17 protein-coding genes are annotated in these 22,692 nt (G+C 38.2%); 13 read left to right on the forward strand and 4 right to left on the reverse strand.

What is annotated here, in order from left to right; translation table 11 throughout:
• Positions 1-69: 69 nt before the first annotated feature.
• The 8 genes from EL101_RS06025 (at position 70) to ccpA (ending at position 10,870) form a co-directional block, all read left to right on the forward strand.
• Positions 70-936, forward strand: a complete 867-nt coding sequence (locus tag EL101_RS06025; RefSeq protein ID WP_019165036.1) for a DUF1444 domain-containing protein — start codon at positions 70-72, stop codon at positions 934-936.
• 5 nt (positions 937-941) lie between these two features.
• Positions 942-1,541, forward strand: a complete 600-nt coding sequence (gene ytpR, locus EL101_RS06030) for a YtpR family tRNA-binding protein (RefSeq protein ID WP_096596751.1) — start codon at positions 942-944, stop codon at positions 1,539-1,541.
• A gap of 19 nt (positions 1,542-1,560) precedes the next feature.
• On the forward strand, positions 1,561-4,830 hold the full coding sequence (locus EL101_RS06035; protein WP_096596753.1) for a DNA translocase FtsK: 3,270 nt from the start codon (positions 1,561-1,563) through the stop codon (positions 4,828-4,830).
• A 28-nt stretch (positions 4,831-4,858) separates the two neighbouring features.
• Positions 4,859-6,172 carry a UDP-N-acetylmuramate--L-alanine ligase gene (gene murC, locus EL101_RS06040; protein ID WP_096596758.1) on the forward strand — a complete coding sequence of 438 codons (1,314 nt, stop codon included), beginning with the start codon at positions 4,859-4,861 and terminating at the stop codon, positions 6,170-6,172.
• 78 nt (positions 6,173-6,250) lie between these two features.
• Positions 6,251-6,859 carry a DUF948 domain-containing protein gene (locus tag EL101_RS06045; RefSeq protein WP_019165040.1) on the forward strand — a complete coding sequence of 203 codons (609 nt, stop codon included), beginning with the start codon at positions 6,251-6,253 and terminating at the stop codon, positions 6,857-6,859.
• A gap of 95 nt (positions 6,860-6,954) precedes the next feature.
• The gene (locus EL101_RS06050) at positions 6,955-8,046 is read left to right on the forward strand and encodes a hypothetical protein (protein ID WP_096596760.1); all 1,092 of its coding nucleotides are present in this window, start codon (positions 6,955-6,957) and stop codon (positions 8,044-8,046) included.
• Positions 8,047-8,365: 319 nt separating this feature from the next.
• Positions 8,366-9,457, forward strand: a complete 1,092-nt coding sequence (locus EL101_RS06055; RefSeq protein ID WP_096542093.1) for a bifunctional 3-deoxy-7-phosphoheptulonate synthase/chorismate mutase — start codon at positions 8,366-8,368, stop codon at positions 9,455-9,457.
• 423 nt (positions 9,458-9,880) lie between these two features.
• Entirely contained in the window at positions 9,881-10,870 is a 990-nt protein-coding gene (gene ccpA / locus EL101_RS06060; protein WP_096596762.1) for a catabolite control protein A, read from the forward strand.
• Between the two features lie 109 nt (positions 10,871-10,979).
• On the opposite strand, the gene EL101_RS06065 is transcribed toward ccpA, so the two are convergent.
• Positions 10,980-12,137 (reverse strand): acetoin utilization protein AcuC, encoded by a 1,158-nt coding sequence (locus EL101_RS06065; RefSeq protein WP_096596764.1) that lies wholly within the window; start codon positions 12,135-12,137, stop codon positions 10,980-10,982.
• A 13-nt stretch (positions 12,138-12,150) separates the two neighbouring features.
• Positions 12,151-12,783 (reverse strand): GNAT family N-acetyltransferase, encoded by a 633-nt coding sequence (locus tag EL101_RS06070; RefSeq protein WP_096596766.1) that lies wholly within the window; start codon positions 12,781-12,783, stop codon positions 12,151-12,153.
• A gap of 166 nt (positions 12,784-12,949) precedes the next feature.
• Between EL101_RS06070 and acsA the strand changes: the two genes are divergently transcribed.
• Positions 12,950-14,659 carry an acetate--CoA ligase gene (acsA, locus tag EL101_RS06075; protein ID WP_096596768.1) on the forward strand — a complete coding sequence of 570 codons (1,710 nt, stop codon included), beginning with the start codon at positions 12,950-12,952 and terminating at the stop codon, positions 14,657-14,659.
• A 316-nt stretch (positions 14,660-14,975) separates the two neighbouring features.
• The gene (locus tag EL101_RS06080; RefSeq protein WP_096542103.1) at positions 14,976-16,643 is read left to right on the forward strand and encodes a formate--tetrahydrofolate ligase; all 1,668 of its coding nucleotides are present in this window, start codon (positions 14,976-14,978) and stop codon (positions 16,641-16,643) included.
• A 68-nt stretch (positions 16,644-16,711) separates the two neighbouring features.
• Here EL101_RS06080 and EL101_RS06085 read toward each other — a convergent pair whose 3' ends face one another.
• Positions 16,712-17,611, reverse strand: a complete 900-nt coding sequence (locus EL101_RS06085) for a biosynthetic peptidoglycan transglycosylase (RefSeq protein ID WP_096596770.1) — start codon at positions 17,609-17,611, stop codon at positions 16,712-16,714.
• A gap of 346 nt (positions 17,612-17,957) precedes the next feature.
• On the opposite strand from EL101_RS06085, the gene tyrS reads away from it, so the two are divergent.
• On the forward strand, positions 17,958-19,220 hold the full coding sequence (tyrS, locus tag EL101_RS06090) for a tyrosine--tRNA ligase (protein ID WP_096596772.1): 1,263 nt from the start codon (positions 17,958-17,960) through the stop codon (positions 19,218-19,220).
• A gap of 52 nt (positions 19,221-19,272) precedes the next feature.
• Here the strand turns inward: tyrS and EL101_RS06095 are convergent, their stop codons facing one another.
• Complete coding sequence (locus EL101_RS06095) at positions 19,273-20,544, reverse strand: S1C family serine protease (protein ID WP_019165050.1); 1,272 nt, start codon at positions 20,542-20,544, stop codon at positions 19,273-19,275.
• Positions 20,545-20,698: 154 nt separating this feature from the next.
• On the opposite strand from EL101_RS06095, the gene EL101_RS06100 reads away from it, so the two are divergent.
• Both EL101_RS06100 and EL101_RS06105 read left to right on the forward strand, forming a co-directional pair.
• Positions 20,699-21,316 carry a lysophospholipid acyltransferase family protein gene (locus tag EL101_RS06100; RefSeq protein ID WP_019165051.1) on the forward strand — a complete coding sequence of 206 codons (618 nt, stop codon included), beginning with the start codon at positions 20,699-20,701 and terminating at the stop codon, positions 21,314-21,316.
• 206 nt (positions 21,317-21,522) lie between these two features.
• Entirely contained in the window at positions 21,523-22,647 is a 1,125-nt protein-coding gene (locus EL101_RS06105; protein WP_096596775.1) for an HAD family hydrolase, read from the forward strand.
• Positions 22,648-22,692: the final 45 nt, after the last annotated feature.

A 22,692-nucleotide genomic window follows, 5' to 3' on the forward strand; every position in this document is an offset into this window, starting at 1 on the left:
GGTTTTTTTCTAGTCCTAAGGGTATATTTATTGTAAACTAATATAAGGCGTGCAATTAGGAGTGAAAACATGAATGTCTTTAAAATGAGAGACTTAATCAAATCGCGATTAACACATTTAGACGTCGATTATCAATTTAATCGCGACGAAGAATCATTAAGAATTTATCGACAAGATAATCATAAAGGGATCACTGTTAAACTTTCGCCAGTTGTTGCCAAATACAATAAAGGGCAAGAAAATATTGTTGATGAGATTATTTATTATGTAGAAGAAACGATTCAACAAATGAAAGATGAAGCACATAAGACATTAGATGAAATTCGTGTCATGCCTGTGATTCGTGCGACAAGTTTTGATCAACAGACGAAAGAGGGGAAGGCGTTTATTACTGAACCTCATACTGCTGAAACACGCGTGTATTATGCACTCGATCTTGGCAAGTCATATCGCTTGATTGATGAAGATTTAATGCAGTCTTTAAATTTGTCCCAGCAACAACTGAAAGAAATGGCGATGTTTAATGTTAGAAAATTAGATAATTCATTTACGACGGATGAAGTCAAAGGGAACATTTTTTATTTCATTAATAAAAACGATGGCTATGATGCAAGTCGTATCATGAATGCGAAATTGTTGGCTGAATTTGAAGAACGGTGTGAAGGAGAGATGCTTGTTGCGGTCCCTCATCAAGATGTATTGCTAATTGCAGATATTCGTAATAAAACAGGTTACGATATTATGGCACATATGACGATGGAGTTTTTCGCACAAGGGCTTGTTCCGATTACTTCACTCTCTTTTGCCTATGAGAACGGTCATTTCGAACCGATATTCATTTTAGGTAAAAACAACAAACAAAAACCGAATGAAAATCCGAACGTTGTCCATCATTTGCGAGCAACGAAAGATATTAACAATAACAATGAGGAGTAATGAAGATGAATTTGTTTTTTAATCCAACTGGTGTAGGAAATGTGGCATTTTTACAATTTGAACAAGGTGAAGGACCGTTTGAATATGAACGTCATGGTGATGTCGTCGCTATTAAAGAGAATCAAAAAATTGTAGGTTTTAATTTATTTGAAGCGACAAATCATTTAAATATTGATGGTGTTGGGCATATTAAATTGACGGAGACGTTGCTTGCAGAAATTCAAAAAATGATTGATAGCACTGACCTTGATTATCAAATTGAGGCAGACTTGTCACCAAAATTTGTCATAGGTTATGTTCAATCGAAAGAAAAACATCCGAATGCGGACAAATTAAGTATTGTTCAAGTGGATGTCGGTACTGAAACATTACAAATTGTTTGTGGTGCACCTAATATTGATCAAGGTCAAAAGGTCGTTGTCGCAAAAGTAGGTGCGGTGATGCCAAGTGGAATGATTATTAAAGATGCTGAATTAAGAGGTGTGCCTTCAAGTGGGATGGTATGTTCAATGAAAGAGTTGAATTTACCGAATGCGCCACAAGAGAAAGGCATTATGGTATTAGACGATCATTATCAAGTAGGTCAACCATTTTTTGACGAATAGAGGAAGGTTGTGAAATTAAATGAGCTGGTTTGATCAATTATTTGGTGAGGATGATAAAGACCAATCGTCACAACGTTCAACACGAAGAAGAAAAAGTGAAGCAACACGCGAAGAGAAACATGCGTCTTTCGTTCAACAAAGTCAAGATGTTTATCAACGCCCGCGTGGGAAGTTTCGTTTTCCGATTGAGATGCATGACGAAACGGTGGAACGTCAGCAGCAACAAACAGACGCGACACAAGCACATGATGTGACTATGCATACAAAACCACATGAGCGACGTCCTTCCTTTACGGTTGATCGTCAACATCGTCGACATCGTGGTGTACAACAAGCGCATTATTATGAAAAACAACAGACACGTGGTTCTAATTCAACGTACAGTCATTCTCATCAGAACGACTATACTTTCGCTGCGCAATCTACACAACGTTCAAAAAAAGCAAAACGTCATATTGATAATGATGTTGTTAAACCGAATTATCATCAAAAACCATTTCAAGCGAGTGAAGTACCGTCTGCTATTTTTGGTACGAAACAACCGAAAAAAATTAAAAACAGTGGATTGAATCAACCACCTGGAGCACGTAAAGCCATGCCTCAGTCGCAAAAGAATGAACGTGCAGCCCAAAAATCAACACCACAAGTACAGTCAACAACGACACAAAACCAAACATCACAACGGGCAGGAACATCAAAATCACCGGCACGCCGTCAAAACACCATTCATATCGACAATATTTATGCTTCTCAAATTGTAGAAGAGATACGTCGAGAACGTGAAAAGAAAATGTTGCAGAAGAAAAACTTCAAAGAGGCGCTTAAAAAGAAACGAGAATCTTATGAACAACATGCGAATCCTAATATTCAAAAAGCGATTGATGAAATGTATTCTGCGCAAGCACGTCAATTGTTAGGTGATCAATATGCTGAGTCGGTTGATGAACCCATTTCTGAGGAAGGATACAATGAAGAGACAGTAGATGTAACAACTGAACAAAATGATGATGCGTCTACATTGACGTCTGACTTCGAATATGAAGAGGTCGATTTATCGGACGTTGAGGCTGAAAATGGTGATGATAATGATACGTTCACAAATGAAGAGGCTACTAAAAATAACTTTGATATTGAAGAAGTGCCACTTGACAATGTGTCGCAATCTTCTCAAGTGGATGATGTACAACAATATCGAGATACTCATGCGTATACAACAACGTCAGATGAAATCACAGCGGACAAAGCTGAAACTGACGTATCGGATATTGAGTTTGAAGTCGTTGAAGTTGAAGATGATGCATCACATGATGAATTGGACAGCGATGAGACAGATAATGATGAAACAGATAATGATGAAACAGATAATGAACAGGTCGATAATGCGGATGACGGTGATGCAGTAGATACACCTGTACACGATAATGATATAAACGAACAACCAGGACAACAGGCTGACGGGATGCCGAAACTTGAACCTGAGTTGAAACCAGAACTTGTACAATCTAAACAAACTTATGAAAAAACAGCTGAAGAGGTCGAACCATCACAGGACGATAGGGTAACAGTGGAACAACCGTCTGAAGCGCCTAAAGCCTCCCAACAAACTGAACAACCGAAACCGTATAAAGTACCGATTCGAAAAGGAAGCAAACCGTTTAACGTCGTCATGACACCTTCAGATAAAAAGAGACTGATGTCGCGTCAACAACAGGCGAAAAAAGAGGGTGTAAAAGTGCAACCTACACCAACAGCACCTGAGCAACCGGTGCGTCCTGTACAACCTGTTGAACAACAGTCATCATCTCAAATGGCAGCGGAACATGTACATAACGAAACACAAACAGAAGGCAGTCAGCAGCCACAGTCACAGCAAGAAGTGAAGACGATTCGTCGTGGTCCAAACTTGAAGTTACCGAGTCTTGATTTGCTCGAAGCACCTGAAGAACATGAACAAGATGAAAATTGGATTGCTGAGAAAAAAGAAGAGTTGAACAACGCATTCTACTACTTTAATGTACCTGCAGAAGTCGTGAATGTTGTCGAAGGACCAAGTGTGACGCGTTTTGAATTGTCGGTAGAACGTGGCGTCAAAGTTTCACGTATTACTGCATTGCAAGACGATATTAAGATGGCACTAGCAGCAAAAGATATTCGTATCGAAGCACCGATTCCAGGTACAAGTTTAGTCGGTATTGAAGTGCCAAACCCACATACGACAAAAGTGAATATTAGTTCCATTTTAAGTCACTCAGCGTTCAAAAATGCGGAATCTAAACTGACAGTGGCGATGGGGAATCGTATTAATAATGAACCATTGTTGATGGATATTGCGAAAACACCACACGCTTTAATTGCAGGTGCGACAGGTTCAGGAAAATCTGTATCGATCAATAGTATTTTAATTTCATTATTGTATCGCAATCATCCAGAAGAGCTGAGACTGTTACTTATTGACCCTAAAATGGTAGAACTTGCACCGTATAATGGTTTGCCACATTTAGTTGCGCCTGTCATTACTGATGTGAAAGCTGCTACACAAAGTTTGAAATGGGCTGTTGATGAAATGGAGCGCCGTTTTAAATTGTTTGCACATCACCACGTTCGTAACATTTCTGCATTTAATAACAAAGTCAGTTACGATCAACGGATTCCAAAAATTGTCATCGTGATTGATGAATTGGCTGACCTGATGATGATGGCACCACAAGATGTTGAACAATCCATCGCGCGCTTAGCTCAAAAGGCACGTGCTTGTGGTATTCATATGCTCGTTGCGACACAACGTCCATCAGTGAACGTCATCACAGGATTAATTAAAGCAAATATTCCAACTCGTATTGCATTTATGGTATCATCTAGTGTGGACTCTAGAACAATACTGGATAGTGGCGGTGCTGAACGTTTACTTGGTTATGGTGACATGCTGTATTTAGGAAGTGGTATGAACAAACCGATTAGGGTACAAGGCACATTTGTATCAGATGAAGAAATTGATCAAGTTGTAGAATTCATACGTGCGCAACGTGAGCCAGAATACTTATTCCAAGAAAAAGAGTTGCTAGAAAAAAATGATGCACCGAGCAGAGATGAACTCTTTGATGAAGTGTGCCAGTTTATGGTGAGAGAACAGCACATTTCAACGTCATTAATTCAACGCCATTTCCAAATTGGCTATAACCGTGCAGCGCGCATTATTGATCAACTCGAACAATTAGGTTATATCTCAGGGGCAAATGGTTCTAAACCACGTGATGTTTATTTGACAGAGTCGGAATTAAGTGAGCTTTAATGGAAATAGAGAAAGGAGCGATGACACAATGACACGATACCATTTTGTTGGTATTAAAGGTGCTGGTATGAGCTCATTAGCACAGATTATTTATGATCTTGGTTATGAAGTTCAAGGTTCAGACATCGACCAGTACGTTTTTACTGAAATTGCATTAAAAAATAAAGGGATTCAAATTTTACCTTTTGATGCGGACAATATTAAAGAAGGGCTAACGATCATTCAAGGTAATGCCTTCAAAGATACACATGAAGAAATCGCTCGCGCACATGAACTCGGATTAAAAGTGATTCGCTATCATGATTTTTTAAGTGAAGTGATTAATGAATATGTTTCTGTGGCAGTGACAGGCGCCCACGGTAAAACCTCGACAACAGGGCTACTTTCTCATGTCATGAATGGAGATAAAAAGACATCCTTCTTAATTGGTGATGGAACGGGCATGGGCTTGCCGCAAAGTGAATATTTTGCATTTGAAGCGTGTGAATATCGACGTCACTTTTTAAGCTATTCACCGGATTATGCCATTATTACGAACATTGATTTCGACCATCCAGACTACTTTAAAGATGTAGATGATGTCATCAATGCATTCCAAGGGATGGCGAAAAATGTCAAAAAAGCGATTATTGCATGGGGCGATGATCCATACGTTAAAAATATCGATGTAGATATTCCGGTGTATTACTATGGTTTCGATACGTCGATGGATGTTTATGCGCAAAATATTGAAGTGACAGGTCGCGGTACAGAATTTGATGTCTATGTTAAAGGCGAATTCTATGGCCATTTTGTTTCACCACAATATGGGGATCATAATATTTTGAATGCATTAGCCGTATTAACGATTAGTTATCTTGAAAACTTAAATATTGATAACATTAAAGAAGCATTAATCACTTTTGGTGGTGTGAAACGTCGCTTTAATGAAACATTTGCTCAAAATCAAGTATTGGTTGATGATTATGCACACCATCCGAGGGAAATTAGTGCTACAATTGAGACAGCTAGAAAAAAATATCCAAATAAAGAAGTAGTGGCCATTTTTCAACCACATACTTTCTCAAGAACGAAAGCATTTTTACAAGAGTTTGCAGATGTATTAAACCTTGCTGATCAAACGTATCTCTGTGATATTTTTGGTTCAATTCGTGAAAATCAAGGCGAGTTGTCTATTAATGATTTATTAAAATTAGTCGATGGTGCGCATTTGATTGATGAAGACAGCGTGGAACAACTGCAAAAACATGACAACGCTGTACTTTTATTCATGGGTGCGGGAGATATTCAAAAAATTCTTAAAGCATACATGGAAAAAATTGGTGTTGAACAGCAGTTTTAATGTTTGAGTTCACATAGCTTGGGTATTTAATTAAAATAAATAGCATATTATTTTAAGTCAATTAGGAGGCGTTTAGGAATGGAATGGATTTTACCTATCGCGGGAATCATCGCAGCAATTGCTTTTCTTATTTTAGCAATTGGCATCGTTGCTGTATTGGTTTCTGTTAAAAAGAACTTGGATCATGTGGCTAAAACACTTGATGGTGTGGAAGGTCAGATTCAAGGGATTACACGTGAGTCAACAGACTTGCTACACAAAGCGAATCGTTTAACTGAAGACGTTCAAGACAAAGCCAATCGCTTAAACTCTGTTGTAGATGCGGTTAAAGGTATTGGTGATTCAGTACAAACATTAAATGGTTCTGTTGATCGAGTAACACACTCAATCACACATAACATTTCTCAAAATGAAGATAAAATTTCTCAAGTTGTTCAATGGTCTAACGTTGCAATGGAAATCGCTGACAAATGGCAAAATAGAAAAAGCCGTCGCGGTAGTGCAGCATATAAAACGAACAACGTAGCAGCTGATGCAAATCGTAATGCAAGCCATAATGGTCAACCTTTATCTAATGAAGAATTAGTCAACAACCAATATGAAAACAAAAACATTAACGATTTCGCAACAAATCCGAGTGATGTCAACACAAAATACACAACATTGAATGACACAGATTCAAAATAAGTGTTGTCATGTTAAATAAGCTTTAAACAGAATGCACTTAAATGAGTTTTCATACTTGATTTAAGTGCATTTATTATAGGAGGCGCAAATAAAAGATGGAAAAATATAACCGCGATTTATATACGAAAGGTTTAGAAAGTTATGAAGTTCCCCAGTACGAGCCAGGATATAAGCCTTTAGACTTTGTATTTGGCTTTGTTGCTGGCGCCGTTTTAGGGAGTGCATTAGGATTAATTTTAAAACCAGGTTCTGCACAACAACGTCGTAAAAGTTCACAACAAACAGTAAATGCTGAGTCATCTTCTGCACTTAAGGAAGAAGCAATCCGTAAAGCAGAAGCATTAAAAGCGCAAGCGCGCCGTGTTAGAGAAGAATCAAAAACATCAACGGACGAACCGACAGCTGATGAATTGTCAGCACAACAACGCGCCATTCGTAATGAAGTGGACTCAGATCGATTAGAAGGTCAAACACCACGTGAATCATCGACATCAGAAACAACCGTTGCAACATCAACGACTTCAGCTGTAACGGCAACAGGTTTGGCTCAAGCTGCAAAACAAAGACAATCTCAAAAACAACAAGAGACTGAAGCATCAACACCATCAACAGAGCACAGTACAGTCGCTGCACAACAACGCGCGATTCAAAATGAAGTTGATTCAGACCGTTTGCAAGATACGTCTGCGCGTGGTAAAGTGGCCAACGTAACAGTGAATGATAAAGGTGAATCTGAAGCGCAGTCAACTCAAGACAGCACAGTCCAAGCACAACAGCGCGCCATTCGCAGTGAAGTCGATTCGGACCGCTTACAAGACAAAGGACAAAGTACGAATGCACAAGTGGACGACCAAGGAAAAACAGTCGGCGCTGTAAAAGCAGAATCAAGTGCAACAGTACCAAAAAATTCCCACAGTGAAGCGATATTTGAAAACGGTGTGATTACGCACGATCGTCAAGGTGCGACAACAGCAACAACATCAACGTCACAACAGGGTGCTTCAAAAGCTACAAACAATCAACCAACAGCTAACAAAACTGAAACATCAGCTTCAACGTCAAAATTAAACAGCACTTCAACTGCCAAAAAAGCAACGTCATCTAAGAAAACAACTAGCAGTAAAAAAGTAACGGAAAAAGCGAAAAAAACAAATCAAAAAGTAGAAAAGCATACATTTAACGATTAATCGTGAAGTGAATGATAAAATGATGACTTAATATCTCATTGGGCTTGTGAGCGATAAATGATCTCACAAGCTCAATTTTTTACAACTTCAAGTTATCGCAATTTTCAAAATGTATACTGTGAGAATTAAACAACAAAGTTTCTGTTCATTGACATATGACAATGGATACTTTACATTTTATAGCATACTAGAAAAATAATTTAACCAAAATAAGCGCAAAAGGTTGAAATTGCTACATATTATTGTTAGTATACTCAATATCTACTTTTAAATTTTACTGCTTTAAAGCAAGTTAGAAAAATGGTTGGGGTGAAAAATGATGACAAGTAAATTAGAAACGTACAGAAAACAGATTGAAGACATTAATGATCAAATTTTGGACTTATTATCAAAACGAGGTGAGTTAGCGCAAAAAATCGGTGAGGAAAAACGCAAACAAAGCACTGTAATTTATGATCCTCAACGAGAAAAAGAAATGCTCAACACGCTGATTGATAAAAACCAAGGCCCATTTAATGATAATGTGATTAAACAACTGTTTAAAGAAATTTTTAAAGCCTCAACAGATTTACAAAAATCAGATAATGAAAAACATTTGTATGTCTCACGTAAGTTAAAACCTGAGGATACAATTGTACACTTTGAAAACGGCGGCATTATTGGTGAAGGCCAAAAATCGTTCGTCTTCGGTCCATGTTCGGTTGAATCTTATGACCAAATCGATGCAGTGGCTAAAGACTTGAAAGCGAAAGGCGAAAAATTTATCCGTGGCGGCGCATTCAAACCACGTACATCACCATATGATTTCCAAGGTTTAGGTGAAGAAGGATTAAAAATACTTAAACAAATGAAAGATAAATATGACCTCAATGTTGTGAGTGAGATTGTTCATCCAAACGACTTTGAACTTGCTGATCAATACTTGGATGTTTTCCAAATTGGTGCGCGTAACATGCAAAACTTCGAATTATTAAAAGAAGCAGGTCGTACACGTAAACCGATTTTATTAAAACGTGGTTTATCTGCAACGATTGAAGAGTTTGTATACGCTGCAGAATACATTGCATCAGAAGGTAACCAAAATATTATTTTATGTGAACGTGGCATTCGAACTTACGAAAAAGCGACGCGTAACACATTAGATATTTCAGCAGTACCAATTTTAAAACAAGGGACGCATTTACCAGTGATGGTAGATGTAACACACAGTACAGGTCGCAAAGACATTATGTTACCAGCAGCGAAAGCAGCACTTGCAGTAGGGGCGGACGGCGTCATGGCAGAAGTACATCCAGAACCTGCAGTCGCTTTAAGTGATAGTGGTCAACAAATGGACTTAAACGAGTTCAATGACTTCTACAATGTGATTAAACCTTTAGCTGATATGTACAATGAGAAAAAATTGAAATAATAAGTTGATTGTAAAAAGGGCAAAATCCTACAATGTGTGTAGGGGCTTGTCCTTTTTATTTGTCTATTGCTATGTAGAAAAATAAGCGTGACATTTGATTGGCTGATTAAAATTGAGGCTGTTTTATGTGTAAAATTGCAGTGATATGATTTTCAATCGTACGACATTCCGTTTACAGACTTTAATTGCACCAACTTTGAAAGTCATCAAGTAGTTATTTCTTCATATGCACTGAACTCATCATTTGTATCTCTTATAATTATTTAAAATGAACTTGCTAATAATCATGTTTGATATAAATTTGACAAATCAATGACAAGAAAGCGTTTTAGATGTTTTGGTCGCTAAAATTATGATACACTTTGAAAATGATATGAAAACTTATTATAATACTAAATAAAGCGTTTTCTAGGAGGAACGATTATGACTGTAACCATTTATGATGTGGCGAGAGAAGCAAGAGTGTCGATGGCGACGGTATCACGTGTAGTGAATGGTAATCAAAACGTGAAACCCGAAACAAGAGATAAAGTAAATGAAGTAATCAAACGTTTAAACTATCGTCCAAATGCTGTAGCAAGAGGGTTAGCAAGTAAAAAAACAACGACTGTAGGTGTAATTATTCCGGATATTTCTAACATCTACTACTCACAATTGGCACGAGGATTAGAAGATATTGCGACGATGTATAAATATCATACAATTATTTCTAATTCGGATGATGATCCTGAGAAAGAAAAAGAAATCTTTAACAATTTATTAAGTAAACAAGTTGATGGTATCATTTTCCTTGGTGGCACACTGACGGATGAGATCAAAGAACAAATTAGCCGTGCGTCCATTCCTGTTGTCGTATCAGGAACAAATGGTAAGGACGACGGTATTGCATCTGTTAACATTGATTTCGTGCAAGCAAGTAAAGAAGTAACAGCGCAATTAGTTAAAACAGGTTCTAAAAAGTTTGCTTTCGTTGGTGGTGGCTATTCTAAAAAGGCTCAAGAAGATGTTTATGAGGGCCTTAAAGAAGTGTTAGAACAACATCAGCTCGCGGTCGATGAACATTTACTATATGTCGGTAATGAAACGTATAAAGATGGTTTACGCGCATATGAAAAGTTAAGTCACTATCAACCAGATGCAGTCTTATCTATAAGTGACGAACAAGCCATTGGTATTGTTCACGGTGCGTTAGATCATGGTTTGGAAGTACCGAAAGACATTCAAGTGGTGAGCTTCAACAACACACGTTTAGTTGAAATGGTGAGACCACAATTATCAAGTGTCATTCAACCTTTATATGATATCGGTGCGGTAGGGATGCGTCTGTTAACGAAATATATGAATAACGAAGATATTGAGAATCCAAATGTGATTTTGCCACATAAAATTCAATACCGTGGCACAACACGTTAATCATGAATTAAACGACAAATATGAAGAAAGGCTAAGATAACATTAATGTCTTAGCCTTTCTTACATAGTGACCCCCATGTCGGTGATGTTGATTCAATGACCCATGCCCTTAAAACCAACTTAATATATTTTCAGCAACTTGGTTATTTTTTTTTGCAATTTCTGAACGTCGCGGTATTTCTTGATAATCATCATACTGTTCTTCCCAATATTCAGGGATGGGTACAGGACTATAATGACGCCATTTGTTCAACCAGTCTTCAGGTAAGCGTCCATGTAGTCGAGGCTGCTGAATTAAGCTGAGGTAAATATGGCTCCACGCTCTTGGGACAACCCGCCAAATGTTGTAACCTCCGCCACCTAACATGATTTGCTTGCCACCACAATATTTTTCAGCGACATCGGTAATGATATAAGGAATTTCATACAGTGTGTTTAAATCACAACTCATATGGGTTAATGGGTCTAAATAATGAATATCTGAACCATTCACACTGACAATAAAATCAGGTTGAAATGATTCAGCAACTTGATTCAAGGTCTTTTTAAAAACTTCTAAAAATGAGTCATGTTCTGTATAAGGTTCGAGTGGGATATTGATTGAATAACCAAAACCCTGATCTGTGCCTCGCTCAGTGTAATGACCAGAACCTGGAAATAAAAATTTGCCCGTTTCATGAATGGAGTAGTTCATGACTTGATCGGATGCATAGAACGTCCATTGCACGCCGTCACCGTGATGCGCATCTGTATCGACATAGAGTACGCGCTGTTGATATTTTTCATTCAAATATTTAATATAAATCGCTGCATCATTGTACACACAAAAGCCACTCGCGCGTCCTTCATGTGCATGGTGTAAACCGCCACCTAAATGACAGCCGTTACGAAACTTGCCTTCCATAATGGCATCCACTAAATTTAAGCCGCCACCGATAATGGTCGCCGTACTCCGATGAATGCGAGAAAAGACATGTGTATCTTCATCATCTAAGCCGTATTTTTGTTGTTCATCAGGAGCGAGTAGATTTTTTTCACCACGCATCACTGCTTGAATGTAATCATATTTATGAACCATCGCAATTTCATCAATGGTCGCTTGTCTTGGTTTAATAATTTGTGATTCAGATAAATAACCTGTCGAAAGTAAAAGTTCAGTCGTCAGTTTAACCCGCATTTGATTAAATGGGTGTTTATTATGGAAGCGATAGCGCAGTAAGGCATCAGAATAAACATATCCCGTTTCTTGTTGTGAATGATTTGTCATATCCCATCCCCCCTTAGAAAAAGAAACGATTCATAAACCTAATATCATCAAAAGCTTCCATTTGGTCGACTGTGATGTTCTTGCCAATACGTGCCATTAAACAGTTGGCAGGATGACTTGTAATTTCCGGGTCGTCAGTCGCAAATACTTCTAATCCCCCATTCGACATCATCCGCTGCATTAATTTCTTGTATTCAAAAACGTCTAATTTTGAGTTTTTCAAATCCCAATGCCAATAGTATTCTGTCGTAATGATAATATAATCTTCTAATTCTGGACTCCGTGTGCTTACTTTCAACAACATGCGTCCCAAACCGAATCCACGATACGCTAAACTGATTTCAATCGCACCGAGTTCCAACAAATAGGGCAGTTGACCTTCAGACCATCTTTCCATCGGGTCCGGATATAAATACGTCACGTAACCGATGATGTGATTCTCTTTTCGAATGATATAAATGCGCCCCTCATCTAACGTACTAATATCCTGTATCGCCTCAAATTGCTCAATAGGAATTCGAAATGCGTCAAGGCCCTCGTCAAAAGTATAAGTTTGTAATTGTGTTTTAGAAACAGGGCCTTCAATGATAAAAGTTTGTCCGTCAACAGTATAGCTTTCATGTTCATAGGTTTTAATATGTTTCATGGGCACATCTCCTTTCTTACATATTGCACTATTGTTATTATATGACAACGCTTACTTAATTTCATCTTAAATTCTGAATAAGTACAATTTTTTGAAAACAATACGCGCATAGGGTATAATGATATTAGTTTTGAAAGCGATTACACAATACAAGGGGGTACTTGTGATGAAAGTCGAAGTTTACAAAGGGGATCAAGGCAACTTCAATTTAACTGATTATCAAACAACATATGACCAGTTTGATTGGAAAGAGGTAGAGAAAGTATTTTCTTGGTACGAAACTGGAAAAATCAACATGGCATACGAATGTATCGATCGTCATGTCAATGAAGGTAAAGCAGATAAAATTGCTTTAAATTATAAAGATAATCGACGAAAAGAAAGTTATACGTTTAAAGATTTACAAGACAAATCAAACCAAGCTGCCAATGTGTTGAAAGAGAAGGCGAATGTACAAAAAGGAGATCGTGTTTTCATTTTCATGCCGCGTACACCAGAACTTTATTTTGCCTTTTTTGGTATTTTAAAATTGGGCGGTATTGTAGGTCCTTTATTTGAAGCATTTATGGAAAAGGCAGTGAAAGACCGTTTAGAAAATAGTGATGCGAAAGTTATTATTACGACGAATAGTTTATTATCGCGTATTCCTCAAGCGCAACTGCCAAATTTAGAAACGATTGTCGTCGTTGATGATGAAGTTGATGCGCAATATGTAGACTTTAATCAAGAGTTGGCAACAGCATCGACATCGTTTGAAATAGAATGGTTAGACCGTGAAGATGGCTTGATTTTACATTATACATCTGGTTCAACAGGTCAGCCAAAAGGTGTGTTACATGTTCAAGAAGCGATGTTATTACACTACATTTCGGGTAAATACGTACTCGATTTTCAAGAAGATGACGTGTATTGGTGTACTGCCGATCCAGGTTGGGTGACAGGTACATCTTATGGAATTTTCTCGCCATGGCTGCACGGTGTAACGAACTGTATTGCTGGAGGTCGTTTTTCACCAGAGAATTGGTACGCAATGATTGAAGACTTTAACGTAACGATTTGGTATACTGCACCGACTGCGTTACGTATGCTGATGAGTGCAGGTGATGACTTAGTCGAAAAGTATGATTTATCGTCTGTACGTAACATTTTATCCGTTGGGGAGCCCCTCAATCCAGAAGTTATCAAATGGGCGAAAAAGGTCTATGGCAAACGTGTACTGGATACGTGGTGGATGACTGAAACAGGGGGGCATATGATCGTGAACTACTTGGCAGAAGATATTAAGCTTGGTTCAATGGGTAAACCACTGCCAGGTATTGAAGCGGCGATTATCGATAATGAAGGTAACGTTTTACCACCGAATCGCATGGGTAACTTAGCGGTTAAAAAAGGTTGGCCTTCTATGATGCGTCAAGTTTGGAAAAATCCTGAAAAGTATCAATCATACTTTATTGGTGATTGGTATGTATCTGGTGACTCTGCTTACCAAGATGAAGATGGTTATTTCTGGTTCCAAGGTCGTGTCGATGATGTGATTATGACTGCCGGTGAACGTGTCGGTCCATTTGAGGTAGAATCTAAATTAGTAGAACATGAAGCAGTAGCAGAAGCGGGTGTCATTGGTAAACCTGATCCAGTGCGTGGTGAAATCATTAAAGCATTCGTCGCATTACGTCAAGGTTATGAGCCTTCTGATGAATTGAAAGAAGACATTCGTAAATTTGTTAAAGAAGGGCTAGCTGCTCATGCTGCACCGAGAGAAATTGAATTTAAAGATAAATTACCGAAAACACGTTCAGGTAAAATTATGCGCCGTGTGTTAAAGGCATGGGAGCTCGATTTACCAACTGGTGATTTAAGTACAATGGAAGATTAAGGTAAAACAACGATGAAAGGGCTTGGACCATTTGATGTCTAGGCCTTTTTAAATTTTCGAAAGAGCAATTATCAATCACGCAAGAAGGTGTCATCGGTATTCAACGTAGCTTGATATGTTACACATGTCGCTATTCAATAAAGACTTAAATCAATCGTTTGAAAGAGACGTTAAACTAAAAAGTAGTCTACTTGTTTTTGTTCGACAATGAGCCCATTGTTCGTTATGATAAATATTGAAACAGTCATTGATATATTTGATTGTATGCGTTTACATAACGTCATCATTTCTCAAATTGATTAAGGGGTTGAATAATGTGAGTCATTTATCAGATTTAGAAATTGCAAATCAATCAACATTAAAACCAATTAAGGAGATTGCTGAAAAAGCAGGCATTTCCGAAGATGCGCTCGAGCAATATGGACACTACAAAGCGAAAATTGATATTTCGAAAATTCAAACGAAAAACGAAAAAGGAAAAGTCGTTCTTGTGACAGCGATGAGCCCGACACCTGCTGGAGAAGGGAAATCAACAGTGACAGTCGGCTTAGCTGATGCATTCCAACACATCAATCAAAATGTAATGGTCGCCTTACGTGAGCCAGCACTCGGGCCGACATTTGGTATTAAAGGTGGGGCAACAGGCGGTGGCTATGCGCAAGTGCTCCCAATGGAAGATATTAACTTGCACTTTAATGGTGATTTCCATGCAATTACAACAGCGAATAATGCACTCTCAGCTTTTATAGATAACCATATTCATCAAGGTAACGAACTTGGTATTGATCAGCGTCGTATTGAGTGGAAGCGTGTGTTAGACATGAACGACCGTGCTTTACGTCAAGTCATCGTTGGTATTGGTGGTCCTACACAAGGGGTGCCACGTGAAGATGGTTTCAATATTACTGTAGCGTCAGAAATTATGGCGATTCTTTGTTTAAGTACAGGTATCAAAGACCTTAAAGAAAGTATTTCGAAAATTACGATAGGTTATACACGTGACCGTCAGCCTGTCACTGTTAAAGATTTAGGTGTAGAAGGCGCATTAGCTATGATTTTAAAAGATGCGATTAAACCGAACCTTGTACAAACAATCGAAGGCACACCTGCATTGATTCACGGTGGACCTTTTGCGAACATTGCACACGGCTGCAACTCGATTATCGCCACAGAAACAGCACGTGATTTGGCAGATATCGTCGTGACAGAGGCAGGTTTTGGTTCTGATTTAGGGGCTGAAAAATTCTTGAATATTAAATCACGTAAAGCCAATTTTGAACCAGATGCAGTCGTGATTGTAGCAACGATCCGTGCGCTTAAAATGCATGGGGGTGTCGCTAAAGATCAGCTCAAAGAAGAAAATGTCGTTGCGCTTAAAGCAGGAATTAAAAACTTAGAACGCCACGTCCAAAATATTCGCAAATTCGGCGTTGAACCTGTTGTTGCACTCAATGCATTTATACATGATACGGATGCTGAATTTGAGTTCGTACAACAATGGGCAAAAGAGAATGGTGTACGTTTATCGTTAACAGAAGTATGGGAAAAAGGTGGTAAAGGCGGTACAGATTTAGCAGAGAAAGTACTCGAAGTCATTCGTGAACCGAAACAATTCAAACGCCTATATGAACTCGAAATGCCACTTGAAGAAAAAATTGAAAAAATCGTTAAAGAAATTTACGGCGGTTCTAAAGTGACATTTACATCAAAAGCACAAAAACAATTGGCGCAGTTTAAAGCGAACGGTTGGGATCACTATCCAGTATGTATGGCAAAAACACAATATTCATTCTCGGATGATCAAACACAACTCGGTGCTCCATCTGATTTTGAAATTACGATTCGTGAACTCGAAGCTAAAACAGGTGCAGGCTTTATCGTCGCGTTAACAGGTGCCATTATGACAATGCCAGGATTACCGAAAAAACCAGCTGCGTTAAAAATGGACGTAACAGAAGACGGCCATGCGATAGGATTATTCTAATTCGAAGCAATGAGCAGTTTTAATAAAAAGAGAGGTCTGGGGCATATCCCGGACCTTTTCTTTAATGGTTATTCATCATACAAATGTGCATAAATATCGTAATGGAGTGCCTGCTCATATACATCTTTAGAAATCATTTGTTCCACTAACATCCGTTTCAACACGTAATGTTGGCGGTGGATTGAAAAAGAGACATCATCTTCATCTTTAAGTGAACCGTCATGATTGAAGGGTGTATAGGCGTATGGACTTTGCAATAATCCGATCAAATAAGCCGATTCAGCTAAGTTCAATGTTTTGGGAGGTTTGCCGAATAAGCCGTATGACGCTGAAGTGATGCCTGTCACATTTTGGCCGTTCGTATCGAGTCCAAAAGGCACAAGATTCAAATACGTATAGATGATTTCGTCTTTCGTTAAAATGTGTTCAATCCTCATCGCATACATAATCTCTTTTGCTTTACGATCATATGTCCGCTCTTTTGTGAGGACTTGATTTTTGATAAGCTGCTGTGTAATCGTACTGCCACCTGTTGGGAATTGGGTATCAAAAATGTCTTGGAACATCGCTCTTAATATCGCTTTAGGTAATACACCGTGATGGATATAAAAATCAGCGTCTTCTGAAGCGACTAATGCTTTTGTCACATAAGGGGAGACTTCTGCTGGTCCTGCGATTAAGCTCGGTTCTTGTTCGTTATACAGTGCAATGTAATCCGTGTTGTCAGGTTGGTCGTTATCCAGTTCTGGGAGGCGTGTCACTTGTTGGACTAAGTCATGATCATTCAGTGATTTTGAATCTGACACAATACTTGCAAAATAGCCTAGTAATAAGCCGCATACAAAAATTAAACCGATGAGCATGAAAAGAACGAACGAGATGATGAATTGTTTTGTTTTTCGCATGTAAAAGTCATAGCGATCGAATGAAGTATGCGTCGTTAATTCAAGTTGTTCTTCCGTCTTCATCAGTCACAAACCTCCTTTTATTTTTATCAACAGTATAGCATATTTAACAAATGTGAGTAGAAATAGATTGTCATTTGATGATTGACTTTAAAATTATAAATCTATATAATGAATAGCAATCACATTAAGCATTGAAATCGAGGACAAGTAATAAATTTGTAGATTTTAAGAGAGTCAGTGGTCGCTGTGAACTGATAATCACATGTTTATGAATACACCTCAGCAACAGATTTCAACGTTTGCAATGAACGTATCATTGTAAGAGTCCCAAGTATGGTGGTACCGTGCAAATTGCGCCCTTACGTCGTTGTAAGTGGTGTTTTTTTATTTTTAAGGAGGTTATTTTATGGCAAATGCATTGTTAGAAGAATTAAGTTGGAGAGGTCTCGTTTATCAACAAACCGATGAAGAGGGCATTGAAGCACTTTTAAATAAAGAAGAAGTGAAGATTTATTGTGGCGCAGATCCAACGGCTGATAGTTTACATATTGGACATTTATTACCTTATTTAACATTGCGTCGTTTTCAAGAAGCAGGTCACCGTCCGATTGTGTTAGTGGGTGGCGGTACAGGAATGATTGGTGATCCGTCTGGCAAATCTGAAGAACGTGTGCTCCAAACAGAAGCGCAAGTTGACAAAAACGTACGTGGCATTCAAAAGCAAATGGAGCAACTGTTTGATTTCAATGTTGAAAATGGTCCGATTTTAGTGAATAACTATGATTGGTTAAGTCAAATTTCATTAATCGAATTTTTACGTGATTACGGCAAACATGTCGGCGTAAATTACATGCTCGGTAAAGATTCAATTCAATCACGTCTTGAAAATGGTATTTCTTACACTGAATTTACGTATACCATTTTGCAAGCGATCGATTTCGGTCATCTTAATCGCGTACATGACTGTAAACTTCAAATTGGTGGTTCAGATCAATGGGGTAACATTACGAGTGGTATCGAATTAATGCGTCGTATGTACGGCGTGACAGATGCTTACGGTTTTACGATTCCATTAGTGACAAAAGCTGACGGTAAAAAGTTCGGAAAATCTGAATCTGGTGCGATTTGGTTAGATCCTGAAAAAACAAGTCCATACGAATTTTATCAATTTTGGATTAATACAACTGACGATGATGTGATCAAGTTCTTAAAATACTTTACATTTTTATCTAAAGCCGACATTGAAGCATTAGAAAAATCTGTTGCTGAAGAACCGCATTTAAGAAAAGCACAAACGACACTTGCTGAAGAGGTGACACGTTTTATTCATGGTGAAGACGCATTAGCCGAAGCACAACGTATTTCACAAGCATTATTCAAAGGTGACTTGAAATCATTATCAGCTGAAGAGATTAAAGCAGGTTTCAAAGACGTCCCTCAAGTGACATTATCGAATGAGACGACAAATTTAGTGGATGCATTAGTAGAAACAAAAATTTCTTCTTCAAAACGTCAAGCGCGTGAAGATATTACGAACGGTGCGATTTATATTAATGGTGAACGTCAACAAGATTTAGAGTATACGTTATCAAGTGATGACCGCTACGATGATACATTTACGATTATTCGTCGTGGGAAGAAAAAATATTTCATGGTGAATTATCAATAATCGATAAGATAAAGGCTGGGAAGCTTTCATTGCATCCCAGCCTTTATGCCTTTTATGAAGATGTATTTGATTCTGTTAATGTAACGTCAACATCTTTTGTTTTACCATTGCGGTTGACTTTGAGTGTAATATGATCACCAGGTTTTTTATCTTTGTAGAGATACGATCTTAAATCTGTATCATTTTCGACTTTATGGCCGTCAATGGCAACGATGATGTCGCCTTTTTCAATATCAATGCCACGACGTTGTACTTGAGCGACATACACACCAGAATCTACGCCGCTATTTGTTTTATATTGTTCTGGAATATCCGCAACGTTAATCATGCCGATACCGATAGAAGGGCGTTTAACTTCACCGTGTTTCACGAGTTCACCAATGATTAATTTCACTTCATTACTTGGAATCGCAAATCCTATACCTTCAACTTGTGGTGCTGCAATTTTCATTGAGTTAATACCGACAAGGTTACCATCAATATCAACTAATGCACCGCCTGAGTTACCAGGGTTAATCGCTGCATCTGTTTGAAGCACAGTCACTTTGTTTGCACCTGCAGACGTATCCGCTTCAATTGTACGTTCACTTGCAGAAATAATACCTGACGTCACTGTGTTCGCAAATTCGAGTCCAAGTGGGTTACCCATCGCGAAAACCGAATCACCAGTTTTAACTTTTGATGAATCGCCAAACGTGATCGCTTTAATATCATCTCTGTCTTTAATTTTAAGTACTGCAATATCTGTCAATGGGTCTGTACCGACAAGTTTCGCATCGACTTGTTTAGAATTGTGTAAATGAACTTTAATTGAAGAAGCACCTTCAATCACATGGTTGTTCGTGACGATAAAGGCATCTCCATTATTTTTTTCATAAACGACACCCGAACCGATGCCTGTGGGTTCAGCTTTAGCAGATTTACCTTGTAATAAATCACCTAAATTTTGGGCGCGTTGTTCGTTGATGACACCTACAATGGCGGGTGCTTGGTCATTAATCATCTCGTGCACTGATTTGTATTTATGACTTTTGCCATCAAGGGAATTACCACCTTTTTGATCGCTTGCTACTTTGACATCCGAGCCATTTTGGTTGCCCCAAGGAAAGATGTTTGAAAAGCCGCCCGTAGCCCCGACTACAATGAGTGCACCTAAAATACCAGCAAGTAGTGAAACAAGAATCACTTTAAGCCATGGAAAATGAGGTTGCTTTGGAGGGGGTGACGTACGATAAGATGAAGCACGTTGACCATCATCTATCTGTTTGTTTTGATGCATTTCTTGTTGTTCTTTTGGTTGTTGTTCATTATCGTTTTCTCGCATAGAATTCCTCCTTTATTCATATTATGATAAATTTTTCAACGATTTACCAGTAGGATACTATCCAACTTTAGACCGATTTTAGAGAATGCTTGTTGAAAAGGTATGGAGATGATAGAATTTAAAGGATTAATCTAAAGTAAAAGCAGGTGTGAACATGTTATATCATATTATCGGCAAGATCATTGAGCTCATTGTAGTGAAAGTACTGAAAAATTTAGAAGTGATTGGGCGAGGACATCAACCTAAGACGAATCGTTATGTCGTGACGTGTAATCATGAAAGTTATAACGAAATCTTATTGTTAGGTGTTTCATTATTGCCAAATCAAATTCATTACATGGCAAAGCAAGAATTATTTAAAAACAAATATTTTGGCGGATTATTAACACGATTAAATGCCTTTCCAGTGAATCGTGAAAATCCAGGCCCAAGTACTTTGAAAACACCGGTAAAATTATTAAAAGACAATAAAATTGTAGGTATTTTTCCACAAGGGCATCGTACGACAGGAGAAACACCTTTAAAACGTGGTGCTGCGACGATTGCAATCTTAGCGAAACAACCGATTTTACCAGCTGCCTATGTCGGTCCAACAAAATTACTCGGTTTATTTACTGGCAAAGCTTACATTAAGTTTGGTGAACCGATTGATACGACGAATTTGCCGAAAGATTTGAATCGTCAAGAGAAAGTGGATTATGTGACGCAGCAAATTAGTGCGCGTACGAAGCAGTTGCAAGATGAATTAAATGCTTATGTAAGAAACAAATAAGATAACAAAGCGATATGAGTTGTGATGACTTGTATCGCTATTTTTATTTTTGATGTCATATTCAATTGTATGGTGCTCGTGTTTCCCGTGAATGATGGTATCGTAACAAGGTAGAAAGTGCAGATGTGTAAAATCATCTTTAGGCATCTCAAGTCATCCATGTTATAATGTTTTTATCTGAATTTTCTGCAATGGAGGGTCTAAGGATGACGAAAGCGATACTTTTTGACGTAGATGGCGTGTTTTTGGATGAATCACGTTGTTTTGACGTTTCAGCTTTAACAGTGTACGAATTGTTAAATAGTACGGAATATTTGGGGTTAAAGTCACATGTAGATTTGTCACAGTTGACGGATGCGCAAATAACTGATATCCGTGCGACATTATTTAAAAACGATGTGATTTTAAACCGATTAAAATCAATGGGGATTAATTCAAACTGGGATATGTTATTTGTAGTGTTTTCAGTACATTTCATTGAATGTTTAACACAGTTATCGCATGAGGCACGTTTAAATGTTTTGAATCCCGCACAATTTGATGAGACTACTTTGCGGAAAGTCGGTCAACAGCTTTCAAATAGCGATATCAATTTTGAACGACCACTTCAATTTATTGAAAATGCTTCAGAAGGACGTTCACAAATTTATCAATCACTACAAAGTTATGCGATGACAGAACTTAATGTGGAGGAAGCAACACTTTTTGATATAGGTAGTCCATTATGGCAACTATCACAAGAAATTTATCAAGAGTGGTATTTAGGGACAACGCTTTATGAAGAAGTTGAGCAAAAAGTAGCGAAAACCGATTATAAGCGTGGCTACATTTATCATGAAATCGCATTGGCACCGATAGAGGATATCAAACAATTGTTAACAGATTTAAAAGCGGCTGGCTACCAACTGGCTATTGCGACAGGGCGGCCACGAACAGAAACGCTTGTGCCTTTTGAAACATTGGATTTATTGTCCTATTTTGATGATGCATTTATCGTTTCAGCGAGTGAAGTGTTAGAGGTGGAGTCACGATACCCGGAATTAAAACCGCTCGGAAAGCCGAACCCATTTAGTTATATTGCAGCATTCAATGGTAATCAAAAACAAGACTATTACGATTATGCGACAAACCAAACGAATCGAATGGATCGAGAAACAGTCACGATTGTCGGCGATTCACTTGCAGATTTGTTCAGTGCGCAAACAGTTAATGCACAATTTATCGGGACATTGACGGGCTTGAAAGGGAAGGCCGCTGAAGCAGAATTAAAAGCACATGGCGCAGAAGTCATTGTTGATAACGTATTGGATATTAGAGACATATTATTATAAAAAGTAGGAAGAGGCTGGGGACAACAGATGAGTTTCCCAGCCTCT

The sequence above is a fragment of the Staphylococcus delphini genome (genome assembly GCF_900636325.1).
GTDB lineage: Bacteria > Bacillota > Bacilli > Staphylococcales > Staphylococcaceae > Staphylococcus > Staphylococcus delphini.